Annotated in this window: 15 protein-coding genes; 3 read left to right on the top strand and 12 right to left on the bottom strand. The window is 39.6% G+C overall.

Annotation, left to right across the window (positions count from 1 at the left end):
• The first annotated feature begins 418 nt into the window (after positions 1-418).
• Both rpiA and serA read left to right on the top strand, forming a co-directional pair.
• Positions 419-1,075, top strand: coding sequence for a ribose-5-phosphate isomerase RpiA (gene rpiA, locus B0169_RS12780; protein ID WP_077286369.1), 657 nt, complete (start codon positions 419-421; stop codon positions 1,073-1,075).
• Between the two features lie 96 nt (positions 1,076-1,171).
• Positions 1,172-2,401 carry a phosphoglycerate dehydrogenase gene (gene serA / locus B0169_RS12775; RefSeq protein ID WP_077286368.1) on the top strand — a complete coding sequence of 410 codons (1,230 nt, stop codon included), beginning with the start codon at positions 1,172-1,174 and terminating at the stop codon, positions 2,399-2,401.
• Between the two features lie 286 nt (positions 2,402-2,687).
• On the opposite strand, the gene B0169_RS12770 is transcribed toward serA, so the two are convergent.
• From B0169_RS12770 to ribH, 4 genes are read right to left on the bottom strand one after another with little or no spacing between them, the layout of a single operon-like run.
• The gene (locus tag B0169_RS12770; RefSeq protein WP_077286367.1) at positions 2,688-3,158 is read right to left on the bottom strand and encodes a phosphatidylglycerophosphatase A family protein; all 471 of its coding nucleotides are present in this window, start codon (positions 3,156-3,158) and stop codon (positions 2,688-2,690) included.
• Positions 3,158-4,132 (bottom strand): thiamine-phosphate kinase, encoded by a 975-nt coding sequence (gene thiL, locus B0169_RS12765; protein WP_077286366.1) that lies wholly within the window; start codon positions 4,130-4,132, stop codon positions 3,158-3,160. Before thiL ends, B0169_RS12770 begins: the two co-directional genes overlap by 1 nt.
• Positions 4,133-4,150: 18 nt before the next feature.
• Positions 4,151-4,567: a transcription antitermination factor NusB gene (nusB, locus tag B0169_RS12760; RefSeq protein WP_077286365.1), complete on the bottom strand. Its 417-nt coding sequence runs from the start codon at positions 4,565-4,567 to the stop codon at positions 4,151-4,153.
• A gap of 12 nt (positions 4,568-4,579) precedes the next feature.
• Positions 4,580-5,044 carry a 6,7-dimethyl-8-ribityllumazine synthase gene (gene ribH / locus B0169_RS12755; RefSeq protein WP_077286364.1) on the bottom strand — a complete coding sequence of 155 codons (465 nt, stop codon included), beginning with the start codon at positions 5,042-5,044 and terminating at the stop codon, positions 4,580-4,582.
• Between the two features lie 383 nt (positions 5,045-5,427).
• On the opposite strand from ribH, the gene B0169_RS12750 reads away from it, so the two are divergent.
• Positions 5,428-5,736 carry a DUF6170 family protein gene (locus B0169_RS12750; protein WP_077286363.1) on the top strand — a complete coding sequence of 103 codons (309 nt, stop codon included), beginning with the start codon at positions 5,428-5,430 and terminating at the stop codon, positions 5,734-5,736.
• Between the two features lie 63 nt (positions 5,737-5,799).
• Here the strand turns inward: B0169_RS12750 and B0169_RS12745 are convergent, their stop codons facing one another.
• From B0169_RS12745 to B0169_RS12710, 8 genes are all read right to left on the bottom strand, one after another.
• Positions 5,800-6,600 carry an MlaA family lipoprotein gene (locus tag B0169_RS12745; protein ID WP_235838565.1) on the bottom strand — a complete coding sequence of 267 codons (801 nt, stop codon included), beginning with the start codon at positions 6,598-6,600 and terminating at the stop codon, positions 5,800-5,802.
• Positions 6,601-6,798: 198 nt separating this feature from the next.
• Positions 6,799-7,269, bottom strand: a complete 471-nt coding sequence (locus B0169_RS12740) for a DUF2802 domain-containing protein (RefSeq protein WP_077286362.1) — start codon at positions 7,267-7,269, stop codon at positions 6,799-6,801.
• 120 nt (positions 7,270-7,389) lie between these two features.
• The gene (locus B0169_RS12735) at positions 7,390-7,884 is read right to left on the bottom strand and encodes a chemotaxis protein CheW (protein WP_077286361.1); all 495 of its coding nucleotides are present in this window, start codon (positions 7,882-7,884) and stop codon (positions 7,390-7,392) included.
• Positions 7,885-7,970: 86 nt separating this feature from the next.
• Positions 7,971-8,834: a chemotaxis protein CheW gene (locus B0169_RS12730; RefSeq protein ID WP_235838564.1), complete on the bottom strand. Its 864-nt coding sequence runs from the start codon at positions 8,832-8,834 to the stop codon at positions 7,971-7,973.
• A 4-nt stretch (positions 8,835-8,838) separates the two neighbouring features.
• Positions 8,839-9,615, bottom strand: a complete 777-nt coding sequence (locus B0169_RS12725; protein WP_077286360.1) for a ParA family protein — start codon at positions 9,613-9,615, stop codon at positions 8,839-8,841.
• 9 nt (positions 9,616-9,624) lie between these two features.
• Positions 9,625-10,623, bottom strand: coding sequence for a flagellar motor protein MotB (locus B0169_RS12720; RefSeq protein WP_077286359.1), 999 nt, complete (start codon positions 10,621-10,623; stop codon positions 9,625-9,627).
• Complete coding sequence (locus B0169_RS12715; RefSeq protein WP_077286358.1) at positions 10,620-11,366, bottom strand: flagellar motor protein; 747 nt, start codon at positions 11,364-11,366, stop codon at positions 10,620-10,622. The genes B0169_RS12720 and B0169_RS12715 overlap by 4 nt, the downstream gene beginning before the upstream one ends.
• The gene (locus B0169_RS12710) at positions 11,359-12,480 is read right to left on the bottom strand and encodes a protein-glutamate methylesterase/protein-glutamine glutaminase (protein WP_077286357.1); all 1,122 of its coding nucleotides are present in this window, start codon (positions 12,478-12,480) and stop codon (positions 11,359-11,361) included. The genes B0169_RS12715 and B0169_RS12710 overlap by 8 nt, the downstream gene beginning before the upstream one ends.
• Positions 12,481-12,508 lie beyond the last annotated feature (28 nt).

Genomic DNA, 12,508 nt, shown 5'->3' with positions numbered 1-12,508 from the left:
CAAAAGCCAACCCGTGAGTGTGGTGCTTGTTTTACTGACAGCTGACAGCTTTAAACTAAGATCTTAGCTGTAAGCTATCAGTTATAAGCTTTCAGGAAAATCAAAAGCCAACCCGTGAGTGTGGTGCTTGTTTTTAATGACAGCTGACAGCTTTTAGCTAAAAACTAAGATCTTAGCTGTAAGCTATCAGTTATAAGCTTTCAGAAAAATCAAAAGCCAACTCATGAGTGTGGTGCTTGTTTTACTGACAGCTGACAGCTTTAAACTAAAAACTAAGATCTTAGCTTTAAGCTATCAGTTATTAGCTTTCAGAAAAATCAAAAGCCTAACTATGAGTGTGGTACTTGTTTTCACTGACAGCTGACAGCTTTAAACTTTACACTGTGTTTTAACCAACAAGTAAAACAAAGGTTTTCAAATGACTCAAGATGAAATGAAAAAAGCAGCGGCTATTAAAGCGCTAGACTATATCAAAGCAGATACTATCGTTGGTGTTGGTACTGGCTCAACAGTTAATCACTTTATTGATGCACTTGCTACGGTTAAAGACAACATTATCGGTGCTGTATCGAGCTCAGAGGCTTCAACAGAGCGCTTAAAATCGTACGGCATTGAAGTGTTTGAGCTTAATAATGTTGACAGCATTGATGTTTATGTTGATGGTGCTGATGAAATCAACCCGCACATGCATATGATCAAAGGTGGTGGCGCTGCACTAACACGCGAAAAAATAGTTGCCGCTGTTGCTAAAACCTTTGTTTGTATCGCTGATGACAGCAAACAAGTTCCAATGCTAGGTAGTTTCCCTTTACCCGTTGAAGTGATACCGATGGCACGCAGCTATGTGGCGCGAGAATTGGTGAAACTAGGTGGTGATCCAGCCTACCGTCAAGGGGTTATTACTGACAATGGCAATGTGATTATTGATGTCCACAACCTCACAATAATGGATCCTAAAGCACTAGAAAACAGCATTAATGCTATTGCTGGGGTGGTCACTAATGGCTTGTTTGCAAATCGTCCAGCAAATGTCTTAATTATCGGCAGTGCCGACGGTGCAAAAATAATAAAATAACACTTTAGAGTTTATACCCTATATGATAGTTTAGGTATCTAGCCATCTAAAATAGCATTCAATAAGCAATGTTTGATTGAGAGAAGTTAAACTATCATGAGCCACAATTCACTAGCGAAAGACAAAATTAAGATACTACTTCTAGAGGGCGTGCATCAAAGCGCACTTGAAGAACTGAAAATAAAGGGCTATTCAAATATTGAATACATCAAAACTTCACTTTCAGAAGCAGACCTGATTAAAAAAATTGCTGATGTCCACTTCATCGGCATACGCTCTCGTACTGACTTAAATAAAAATGTTTTAAGCCATGCGAAAAAACTTGTAGCCATTGGTTGTTTTTGTATTGGTACTAACCAAGTTGATAAAAATGCTGCTCAAGCATTAGGTATTCCTGTATTCAATGCCCCTTTTTCAAACACTCGCTCTGTAGCCGAATTAGTCCTTGGTGAAACCTTATTACTCTTACGTGGTATTCCTGAAAAAAGCGCTCAAGCACATCGCGGCGTTTGGAACAAATCAGCAATAGGCTCAGTGGAAGCGCGAGGAAAAACCCTAGGTATCATAGGTTACGGCCATATTGGCATGCAGCTAGGTATCTTAGCAGAAACCCTAGGCATGAAAGTGCGCTTTTACGATATTGAAACTAAATTGCCTCTAGGTAACGCTAGTCAAGCTCCAACCATGACAGCACTATTAAAAGAAGCCGATGTTATTAGTTTACATGTACCTGAAACGCCACAAACCCAAAATATGATGGGTACAGCAGAGTTTGAAGTGATGAAAGATGGCGTTATCTTTATCAACGCTTCACGCGGTACTGTAGTCGATATTGAAGCTTTATCTGAAGCATTAGCCAATAAAAAAGTGGCTGGCGCAGCCATCGATGTTTTTCCTGTTGAGCCTAAAGGTAACGATGAAGAATTTATTAGCCCATTACGTGCCTTCGACAACGTAATTTTAACACCACACATTGGTGGTAGCACAAAAGAAGCACAAGAAAATATTGGTCTGGAAGTCGCGAGTAAACTTGCTAAATATTCAGATAATGGCTCAACGCTATCAGCGGTTAACTTTCCTGAAGTATCGCTACCTGAACACACTGGTACTAGCCGATTGTTACATATTCACCGCAACCAACCTGGGGTTTTAACAAAAATAAACCAAATGTTTGCTGAAAATAATATCAATATCGCTGCCCAGTATTTGCAAACAGCTGACCAAATTGGTTATGTGGTTATCGATATTGAAGCGCAAAGCCGAGAGCTTGCCTTAAAAGAGTTAAAACAAATTGATGCAACTATTAGAGTAAGATTACTCCACTAAAGCAACTTAAAGCTAAAAAAAGCTGACAGTTATTAGCTGTCAGCTTTCAGTTTAAAATCAAGCCAAGTTGACAGATTACAACTAGCAACTATGTCTTACTAATAGCTGACAGCTTCAAACTTACAACCCAAAACTATGCCTTACGGACAGCTTAAAACTTGTCTTACTGACAGCTGACAGCTTTAAGTTTTGAGTTGTCAGCTTTAAGCTAGAGAAATAACAGCCGTGTGGTACTTGTTTTGCTGACAGCTGATAGCTTGTCTTACTGATAGCTTTTAATTTGGTTTTAGTTAAAGATCAACATCATACAAGCCCATGCAGCTATTCCTGCAACAATATCATCCAGCATAATACCTAAACCGCCATGACAGTTTTTATCTAAATATGAGATAGGCCAAGGCTTAAAGATATCGAATAATCGGAAAAGTAAAAATCCGACTAAAAGGCTTTGCCAAGTAATAGGGATTAAAAACATGGTGATCAGAAAACCAACAAACTCATCCCAAACAATTGCACCGTGATCTGGCACACCGGCATCTTCTGCAGCTTTACCGCAAATATAAATACCTGCAACACTCATCAATAGCAGTAATAGTAAATAAAGCGGACTGCTTAACGGGGCAGCCAACAAAAACAGTGGCACCGCCGCTAAAGTACCAAAAGTACCGGGGGCTTTAGGCGCTAAACCGCTACCAAAGCCTAAGGCTAAAAAATGAATGGGATTAGATAAGCGAAAGTTAGCTGTCGACTTTGTCATTATGAATCTGTGCTACTGGCAAAGTGTTCAAAACTTTTCGCTCGGATCGGCACCGACTTACTGTTCAATGTTGACGTGATCTTTTCACTACGGTTTATTTGACCAATACACGTGATCGTATTGCCGGTATTAGCTAAGGCTGTTTCCATACCAACTTTATTGTCTTCACATACAGTAAATAATAATTCGTAATCATCACCGCCTGCTAAGGCAATTTCACAAGCTTTTTCTAAACCGACAGTATCGCGTAAGGCATTAGAAATTGGTAAATCATCAAGTACGATATTGGCGCCAACATGAGACGCTGAACAGATATGCCCTAAGTCGGCAAGTAAACCATCAGATAAGTCGATGGCTGAGCTGGCATACTCTCTTAAAGCTTGGCCGGCAAGTACTCTAGGCCTTGGGTAGTCTAGTCGCTTTCGAACACACTCAAGGTATTCTGACTCAACAACAACTTCATTGAAAATATGTTTAAGTGCTAAGGCAGCGTCGCCAATTTCACCCGTCACATAAATCCAGTCACCAGCCTTGGCGCCTGAGCGAGAAAGATGTTTGTTTTTAGGAACTAAACCTTGCGCTGTTACTGTAATACTTAAAGGCCCTTGCGTTGTATCGCCACCAATGAGCTGTACGTTATAAAACTCACATAGTTCAAAAACACCAATACAAAACTCTTCAACCCATTGCAGATCAGCTTCAGGTAGCGTAATTGCCAACGAAATCCAAGTAGGCTCTGCCCCCATTGCTGCTAGATCTGATAAATTAACAGCAATAGACTTATGACCAATTGCTCGTGCGCTCGTTTCATGAGGAAAGTGCACACCTGCAACTAAAGTGTCGGTAGTAATAGCGATATTTTGGCGCTCTGAGGGGCTAACAATTGCGCAATCATCACCAATCCCCAGTAGCACATCCTTACGCTTAATTACTTGTTCAGTAAAAAAGCGTTTGATCATTTCAAACTCTTTCATATTACAACCAAATTATCGCTATTCGTTTGGACGAACAAGCTTAACGACCTTATCTAAAACACCGTTAACAAACTTATGGCTGTCATCAGCTGCAAATGATTTTGCTAGCTCAATCGCTTCATTGATAATAACGCGATAAGGTACATCACGACAGTCAGATAACTCATACACTGCCACACGCAAAATTGCTTTTTCTACATGATCAACATCAGCTAATGGACGATCAACATGCGGGGCAATTTTTTCATCAATGCTACTAATTTGTGTTGAAACACCACGAAATAATTGCTGAAAATAAACGATATCAAAACGTCTTGCGCTATTTTCAGTCAAAAAATTTGTTTCAATCTCAGCGACATTATTTTGGCTTAACTGCCAAGAATAAACCGCTTGTACTGCCAACTCTCTGGCTTTTCTTCTAGGTGATGGTTTCACAAAAATATCCTGTTATAGCTTGTCTAGCACATTAACCATTTCTAAAGCACTTAATGCTGCTTCAGCGCCTTTATTACCAACTTTAAGGCCTGCACGGTCAATTGCTTGTTCAATTGTATCTGTCGTAATAACACCAAATGCTACTGGCATCGTATATTCCATAGCCACTTGTGCTAAGCCTTTATTACATTCACCAGCAACAAAATCAAAATGAGGTGTACCACCACGGATCACAGCACCAATTGCGATAATGCCGTCATAACCACCTTTAGCTGCAATTTTTTTAGCGGCTACTGGTAATTCATAAGCACCAGGAACGCGGATAACGGTAATGTCACTATCTGTAACATTGCCATGGCGTTTAAGGGCATCTACTGCACCTTCAAGTAAACTTTCAACCACAAAACTGTTAAAACGAGAGACTACGATGGCAAACTTCTTACCTGTTGCATCAAAATTAGCTTCTATGACGTTCATTTAAAAATCACCTACTGATAAAAATTGCCGCAATTCTAGCAAATTGCGCGCGACTGAGGAACTCGTTTTAACAAATTTATAGTAATAGCGTTCAATATATTGAGTATTAAGTAAATATATTACTTAGCTTAGATATAATGAATAGGAAAATAATGCTGTAAGGCACTATTTTTACAACAATATAATGCAATAAGCTAAACTTATCTAAGTTGAACCACGGTATGCTTGCTGTTGAGTTAAGAAGTGATTAAGTTAACTGAATGAATGTTAGCAATGATAAAAAACCAAAGCTGTCAATTGTAACATTTGCTCATGGCACATTAAGCAGCATTTTTGTATCATAGACATACTTAAAACTTACACTATGTATATAATAAAACCTTATGGCTATTTATTTTTCTTCCAACAAAATCCCTGCACTGCACGCTTTTAACTTGCATCAACGACAAGCTATTCTAGCCATTGCGCAATCAAAGTTTACGGCGCCTGAAAAATTTATTCTTAACATCATTAAACTGTCATTACTGATCCCCCCTTTTCTTTTTATCGCTAATTTACAAGGGGTGGCTTTGGTTACTTCTGTGCTAGTTGTGCTGATAGCTTATTTTCTCTTGCTTAGACCTATTATGTTATTTTTCTCCCAAAAGTACCTCAACAAAGCAATCGCCGAATACAAAAAAAGTGAACATTAAGTTCACTTTTTTTCTATATTTATAACCTACACGGCTTGCTAATACCACCGCTATTTAGCGAAGCTACAACCCTTCAAGTTCTTCTAAATAAGCGTCAATATTTTCTTCTTCTTCGGCATTAACTTCAACCGGAGGATTGCCATCGTAGACTTTGTATTGCATATTTTGAAAATACGCATTTTTCACAAATTCATAGGGATCGATAGAGTCTTTTAGAATAGCTTCTTGGTCAGCCAAAGCTGCTCTAGCCTCTAAACCTAGCACAGCAGAGCGAACTATATTGGGCCAAAATTCAATAATAGCAAGCGGCCAATAATAACGATCGACATAATCGCCAACTTCTTCACGAACAGAAGATGGCCCTAATGCAGGTACAACTAAATAGGGTCCATCGCCTACACCATAACTGCCTAGGACTTCTCCAAACTCTTCTTGTTGGCGGTTCCAACCAAAATCACTGGCAGGATCGAAAAAACCAAATATCCCAATCGTTGAGTTTAAAACAAAACGCCCGGTTGATTTTGCTGCATCGGTAAACTTTGCTTGTAATAAGTGGTTAATAATGGTCGAAGGCTCATTTAAGTTTAACGCCATATTGTGCACACCGGCACGTAAGTTAGTTGGCATATATTCAACATAGCCTTCTGAAGCCGGTTTGAAAACATACTTGTCGGCATAGTCCCAAGTAAAAGTCCAAAAAGGTCGGTTAATTGACTCCAGCGGATCTTTAGGATCGGATAAACTTTGCTCTGACTTGGGTGTTGAAGAACAAGCAGTTAAAAACAGCGAAAATGCTAATGTTAACAGAAACTTCAAACTAAAAATCGCTTGCGCTTTACATGCCAGCTTACTTACTTTCTTCACTGCAGGGTCCTTGTACTTCAACAATACGTAAATATTTATTTAGGGATTTTAAAGGAAAAATCAGATGAAACATATCTATTTGATACTTTATCATGACTATAAGGTAACTCGTATCAAGAGTTTTGTTTAAAAAGTGTAATTTAGATAAACACGGCTCAACAAATAGCGTTAAATACAAGCTAGAAGGTTCAAGAGTCGCTAGTACTTTGATGCTTTTTGGCGGTGAATAGCCAGTAACATTTCGGCTTCAGCTCGTGGGATATCACATTCACGCATTATTTCAGCAATGTCAGCACCAAGCTCAACCAATTTCTGTGCTCTGGAATAAAGTTTATCTTCTGGTTGCTGCTGAAGTTGTTGCTCGATTACTTGCCATTTATCGTTAAATTGCGTTTGCATTACTTTAATGCGATGTTCAAGCTGTTTACTGACTTGCTCATTTTCTAGTTGTGATGCTTGATAAGACTGTTGGCTGGCTTCTAGTAAGGCTTGATTTTGACTAAGCGCGGTTTGCAAAGCAATTAATTGCATTTCTTGATTTTGTAGTGCCTGTTCTAATTTGTTAATTTGCTGACTGAAGCGATTTTTTAATGCAAGAAGTAACATCGCAACAAGCATAACAATCGCAAATGCGATTAAACTGATCAGATTAGCAGGGATATTTTCCATAGGATAGCAAGGTACCGCAGAAATTATAAAGCCCGCTTAAGCAGGACTATTGGTAAAAGCTAACGCTAGTAAACGGTTTCTCATAAGGCGAGAATATATTCACTAGCGTTGTTCGCAGGTTTAGAATTGCTTTAATTCGTCCCATTCCACATCAGAGAGTAGCTTATTTAAATCAACTAAAATAAGTAGCTCACCATCTCTATTTGAAACACCTTGAATATATTTGGCGCTTTCGTCGTTGCCAACATTTGGCGCAATATCAATTTCAGATGTTTTTAAGTAGACAACCTCAGCAACACTATCAACTAAAATACCGATCACTTGAGTTTCTGCTTCAATAATAACAATACGAGTATTGTCGGTTAGCTCAGCTGATTCCATACCAAAGCGAGCTCGCGTATCAATAACGGTAACAACGTTACCTCGAAGATTAATAATCCCCATTACATACGCAGGTGCTCCTGGAACAGGTGCTATTTCTGTGTAGCGCAAAATTTCTTGCACTTGCATAACGTTAATGCCGTATGTTTCATTATCAAGCTTAAACGTTACTCTTTGCACTACTTCATCGTTAGTATCTACACTTTCACTTGCATTGCGTCTTTCATCCGACATACCGCTAGCCTCTTTCAATTTTGTTGTCTATTTTAATGACGAGCATACTTGTACTCTAAGTATACTTTCAAGTTTCAATTCATCAATTATTCTTGCGTAATATTTACGCCTTTTTCCAATAACTTAATTAGAGAGTCGACATCTAACAAAGCACACATTCGATTTTTCACTAATCCAGCAAGCCAAGGACGTTTACTTGGCGCATCTAACCACTTAACATCTTCTTGCTTTAAGGTTACTGTATCAACCAATTTTTCAGCCGTTAGCCCCCACGCTGTCTTATTCAGCATAATAATATACTGATAGTTAAGTGAGGTAAGTAACGCCTCATCGCATTTTTCAGGCATTACCCAACGCGCTGTATCAACCACACTAACTTTTTCGTCACGGTGAAGCATAACACCTTTAAACCAATTGGGTTTTCCCATTAATGCTGTGGTTTTGTCATTATTGAGAATACCACCCAATTCAATCAGTGGTACGGCAATCATTAAACCTGCTACTTCAAAAAACATCGCTTGAAAGTCACCTTGTCGATAACTTCGTTGCTCAATTGCTTCAAAACCACCAGCACTTTTTCGTGTTCTAAACTCACTACTTTCTGTGTCAGTCGCGCGACTCGCTGCCGGCTTATCTTTAAGCTTAGTGGTTTTATTTGATGTTTTTGTTTTAAGCTCTGCCTTAACCTCTGGCTTAACAGCAATTTCAGCCGGCGTGCTAAGCTTAACCTGTTCAGGCGCTAAGGCTTTGTTCTCAGCTTTTGCTGAACTTATCGGCTCAACAACATCTTGTTCAACCGTTTGCGGAAAAGTAGCACTTGCAAGTAACCTTTCAAGCGGTTCAGTTTGCTTTTCTTTTACTACAGGTGTTTTTTGCTCAACTTCTTCAGTAAGCAGTTCTGACAAATAAGTCTGCATCAATTGTTTACTTGCAGCTAAAGACTTTGACATGGGATCACTTACTCACAACCGTTAAATTAGCTAAATACTTTAAAAGATTTCGATAGGCAATGACACCGCGCGAACTGGCAACATAATCAGAAGGCACTTTTTGGGCAACACTGGCATTGCGAAAATTGGTATCTGTTGGTATTACACCAGGCCACACAGAGTCACCATAAAGTTCTTGCAGCTTACGGTAAGTCATTAAAGAAGCTTTAGTACGTTTATCAAACATCGTTGGAACTATGGTGTACTTAAATGGTAATGCTTGCTCTCCTTGCATGATCTCTAGCGTCTTCATCATGCGATCTAGACCTTTTAACGCTAAGAACTCAGTTTGAACCGGTACAATAATCCGATCGCATGCTGCTAAAGCATTCACCATCAGCACACCTAAAATGGGCGGACAATCAATCAAAACATAATCATACTGATCAGCGATCGCTCGCATTGCTTTTTTTAATACTAATCCCATACCGCCTTTATTACCTAATGAGCGATCGAGTGTTGCTAGGCCCATCGTTGCAGGCAATATGTCAATATTCTCATAATGTGTTGGGCAGAGGCTTTGCATGATTTGTTCTTTCGTTGACACTTGTAAGAATAAATCATAAACACTGAGCTCTAAATCTTCTGACTCGATACCAAAATAATAACTTAACGATGCATGGGGATCGGTATCGACTAACAGTACTCGATAGCCCTGCTCTGCCAGTAAACCGGCTAAGGCGATTGTTGTGGTTGTTTTACCGACACCACCTTTTTGATTTGCAACTGTCCAAACTACCAAGTTGATATCCTATTGTTCATTATCTTTTTTTTCTGGTGGACTAGAGATTTCATCACTATCTTCGGCGCGCGTGGTAATACGAATACCACCATTTTCAAGCCGAATAATACGAATTTCATTCTCGTCAGCATTTGTCTCAGGGTCAATGCTCTTAATTGCTTCTACATCTTTAACCGATATAGTTGGCGTCGCTAACAAATTTGCCTGCTCTAAACCATATTTCGAAATTGCGATCACCACACGGCGATTCTTCGCACGTCCTGTTGCCGTACTATTATCAGCATTTGGATAATATTGACCATAACCTTCTATCGCCATTCGTGCGGGATTGACCGTTAACTCTTCCAAAATTCTTAAAATTGCTGTTGCTCTAAAAACTGACAACTCCCAATTTGAAGAAAATATTTCAGTCTCTATCGCTTGATTATCAGTATAGCCTCTAACGCGAATATAATTACTGGCATCGGCAATTACTTGATAGATAACCTGCAATATATCTTTCGCAGCATTCGTTGGTGATGATGAGCCACTGGGAAATAATAAGCCACTGTTTAATTCAATTTCTAACCAGTCTCCATCAATTTGCAATTGCGCATAACCAGATTCAACTAGTTCATACAATGCTTCATGAAGGTCTTCTTCTAATGATGTTAAGGTGGTACCAACTTGAGCTTCTGAGACATTAGAGAGCATGACATCACCCGGAACTAATTCAGGGCCTGGGTTTTCTAGGATATCATTGCCAAATAGTCGTTTATTGGTTTTTGCACTATTGACCGGCAAAATATCGTCACCGTGACCACGGTTTTTTACTTGCTCTTCATTCGCTTGAAATACCCGACCTATCGATTCAGTGGCCGTTTCAAATGGTTTTTCATTGACCATAGCCATGGCATACAACACCACAAACAAGGCAAAAAGTAGTGTCATATAATCTGCATAGGAGACTAACCAGCGCTCTACATTGTCTTGTTCTACCGAGTGGCGCCTTACACGTAACCGTTTCATTGCTCTAACCGAAATGCCGACAATTTGTTTTCAATTGCGTGCGGGTTTTCTGCAAGTGCAATAGCAATAAGTCCTTCAGTCATCATTTCACGATACATTGTTTGCAGGTGCACAATAGCTTTAATTTTATTTGCAACGGGTAAGTATATTAAGTTCGCAAAACCGACCCCGTAAATTGTCGCGACAAATGCCGTGGCGATACCTTGCCCTAGTAATTGTGGATCCGCTAAATTTGACATTGCATGAATTAACCCTAGCACCGCGCCTAAAATTCCAATGGTAGGGCTATACCCACCCATAGATTCAAAAACATGTGCAGAGCGTAAATTATGCTCTCGATATAGGTCTAAATCTAATTCAAGCGACACTCTTAGGTTGTCAACATCTACGCCATCAACAAGTAAATTTAAACCTTTGTTAACGTAAAAGTCATTTTCTTCTTCGGCGATATGCTCAAGTGATAGGAAGCCAGATTCACGGGCTCTTTCCGCCCAGTGCACAACGGATTCAATGCCTTGTTCAACATCATATTTAGGTGGGTAGAATAGCCATTTAAGTAAGGTTATTGCATGTAAAAACTGACTTTGTGATGACTGCAACATTACCGCGCCAAGCGTGCCACCAAAAACAATAATAAAAGCAGGTAGCTCGATCAACGATGATATAGCGCCGCCATCTATAATGAAGCCAAAATAAATTGCCAATATAGCAATAACCAACCCTGATATACTTAGTTTATCCATGCTGTATTTCCTTAAGAATTGCAGATGGAAAGCTTTCAAGTGCCAGTGATAATGTTGATATTCCGGCAACAGTTACCGCTTGCGGCATACCATAAACGACACACGACTCTTCATCTTGTGCCCAAATAGTTGCGCCTCTCGCTTTTAATAACCGTGAACCTTCACGCCCATCAGCGCCCATTCCTGTTAGTATAACGCCTAAAACATTGCCACCAAATACTTTAGCAGCAGAGCCAAAACTAATATCTACACTGGGTTTAAATGCAATCCGCTCAGAATCATCTTCTAATATTCTTAATTTCGCAGCATTTTCTGTGCCATCAACAATCATTTGTTTACCACCAGGTGCTAAATAGGCACAACCTGGCTTTAAAACATCTCCTGAAGCCGCTTGCTTGACATTTATTTTGCAAAGCGTATTTAAGCGATTAGCGAAAGCTAGCGTAAATGCAGCCGGCATATGCTGGATCATAATGATAGGTAAAGGGAAGTCGGCAGGTAGTTGTGTGAGTAATTTTTGCAATGCAACAGGTCCGCCTGTAGAGGTACCTATAGCCAATAATTTATATGATTTTCCTGAGCTTTTTTTGAACGATGAATTTGTTCGTAAACTTCTCGCTTCAGGTGGGGCAGCTCTTGTCAGTGGTGCGGCTTTCGCTTTAGCATCATTTAAAGCACGAGAACGAAAAGTTGAGATACGCGGTGATCTTGCACCTTTCTTTTTTGCTAACTGTACTACGCGTTGACGCAGTAAACTGCCGGCATCTTCAGTATTTTTAGCAATTTCATTAAACTTTTTCGGTAAAAAGTCCAAAGCACCAGCATCTAAAGCATCAAGTGTAGCTTTAGCACCGTCATGCGTTAAAGAGGAAAACATGATAATAGCGGTAGGTGCTTTTGCCATGATTTGTTTTACAGCGTCGATGCCATTGAGTAATGGCATCTCTATATCCATGGTAATTACGTCAGGCTTTAAGGCTATTGCCTTTTCTACCGCATCGATACCATTAATAGCGACATCAATAACATCAAGATCAGGATCTTTGTTAAGAATATCCGTTACTCGGCGTCGAAAAAAACTGGAGTCATCAACCACCAATACTTTAAAGGACATTTACTCGTTTTTTCCTATCTTGATTACG

Origin of the sequence: Cognaticolwellia aestuarii, from assembly GCF_002000025.1 — a bacterium.
Classification (GTDB): Bacteria; Pseudomonadota; Gammaproteobacteria; order Enterobacterales; family Alteromonadaceae; genus Cognaticolwellia; species Cognaticolwellia aestuarii.
The sequence above is the reverse complement of the archived record's forward strand: the minus strand, read 5'-3'. Positions and strand labels throughout refer to the sequence as shown.

Bases quoted from the DNA above. Each gene is read 5' to 3' on its own strand.
- thiL (WP_077286366.1), bottom strand. From the start codon at position 4,132: ATGAAAGAGTTTGAAATGATCAAACGCTTTTTTACTGAACAAGTAATT.
- B0169_RS12715 (WP_077286358.1), bottom strand. From the start codon at position 11,366: ATGGATAAACTAAGTATATCAGGGTTGGTTATTGCTATATTGGCAATT.
- B0169_RS12730 (WP_235838564.1), bottom strand. From the start codon at position 8,834: ATGTCAAAGTCTTTAGCTGCAAGTAAACAATTGATGCAGACTTATTTG.
- B0169_RS12710 (WP_077286357.1), bottom strand. From the start codon at position 12,480: ATGTCCTTTAAAGTATTGGTGGTTGATGACTCCAGTTTTTTTCGACGC.
- B0169_RS12770 (WP_077286367.1), bottom strand. From the start codon at position 3,158: ATGACAAAGTCGACAGCTAACTTTCGCTTATCTAATCCCATTCATTTT.
- B0169_RS12735 (WP_077286361.1), bottom strand. From the start codon at position 7,884: ATGTCGGATGAAAGACGCAATGCAAGTGAAAGTGTAGATACTAACGAT.
- B0169_RS12740 (WP_077286362.1), bottom strand. From the start codon at position 7,269: ATGGAAAATATCCCTGCTAATCTGATCAGTTTAATCGCATTTGCGATT.
- B0169_RS12720 (WP_077286359.1), bottom strand. From the start codon at position 10,623: ATGAAACGGTTACGTGTAAGGCGCCACTCGGTAGAACAAGACAATGTA.
- serA (WP_077286368.1), top strand. From the start codon at position 1,172: ATGAGCCACAATTCACTAGCGAAAGACAAAATTAAGATACTACTTCTA.
- B0169_RS12750 (WP_077286363.1), top strand. From the start codon at position 5,428: ATGGCTATTTATTTTTCTTCCAACAAAATCCCTGCACTGCACGCTTTT.
- ribH (WP_077286364.1), bottom strand. From the start codon at position 5,044: ATGAACGTCATAGAAGCTAATTTTGATGCAACAGGTAAGAAGTTTGCC.
- rpiA (WP_077286369.1), top strand. From the start codon at position 419: ATGACTCAAGATGAAATGAAAAAAGCAGCGGCTATTAAAGCGCTAGAC.